We start from the raw sequence: 1,061 nt of genomic DNA on the forward strand, positions 1-1,061 counted from the left end.
CCACGAGGACGAGCGTCTGAGCTATGGCGAGCTCAATGCGCGCGCCAATAGGCTGGCCCATCATCTGATCGGGCTCGGCGTCAGGCCGGACCAGCCGGTGGCGATCTGCCTGGAGCGCAGCCCGGCGATGGTGGTGGGGGTTTTGGCGATCCTCAAGGCCGGCGGTGCCTATGTGCCGCTCGACCCGGCCTATCCGTCTCAGCGGCTGCGGCAGGTGCTCGACGATGCCGCCCCGCGGCTCATGCTTTGCGATGCGGCTGGCCGCGCCGCACTGGGCCTGGAGGCGCTTGTCGATCTGACGGTGGTCGATCTGGAGACAGCCACACCGGCCTGGGCCGAACTGCCCGCCTGCGACCCCGAGCCGCGTGCGCTTGGCCTGACCTCGCGCCATCTCGCCTATGTGATCTATACCTCCGGATCAACCGGAACTCCAAAGGGCGTCGAAATGTCCCACGGCGCGCTTGTGAATTCCCTGTCGTTCTCACCGGGGGCTGGTGCTCGAGAACGACGCACACTTCAATTCGCGAGCCTGAACTTCGATGTGTCCTCCCAGGAATTGTTCATTTGTTGGAAGGACGGTGGACAGCTCGTGCTTGTGCGGGAAGAGGCCCGTAGGGACTTCTCCGACCTGCTCGAATTCGCGAGAGGGGAGGCGATTGAGCGGCTTTTCCTCCCCTTCGTAGCATTGAACCGTTTTGCGGAGGTCTGGGGCACGCAAAAAGCGCTGCTGCCCTTTTTAAGTGAGATCTATACAGCGGGTGAGCAATTGCAGGCCACTCCACTGCTTCGGGCGTTCTTCGAGGCACATCCAAACGCGAGATTGATCAATCAATACGGGTCCACAGAAATCAACGTCATTGCCGAGCACCTTCTTGCAGCTGACCCATCATGCTGGCCCCAATTGCCTCCCCTCGGCCGTCCGATTGCGAACACGCGGGTGTATCTGCTGGACGGCCATGGTCAGCCCGTGCCGTTCGGGGCGGTCGGCGAGCTTTACATCGGCGGGGCAGGGGTTGCGCGCGGCTACCTCAACCGTCCCGAGCTGACGGCGGAGCGGTTCA

1 protein-coding gene is annotated in these 1,061 nt (G+C 63.1%); it reads left to right on the top strand.

The features are described from left to right. Positions 1-1,061: AMP-binding protein (locus GHK62_RS11715; protein ID WP_153439247.1), on the top strand; the 1,061-nt coding region annotated here is incomplete at both ends.

The sequence above is a fragment of the Sinorhizobium terangae genome (genome assembly GCF_009601505.1).
GTDB lineage: Bacteria > Pseudomonadota > Alphaproteobacteria > Rhizobiales > Rhizobiaceae > Sinorhizobium > Sinorhizobium terangae.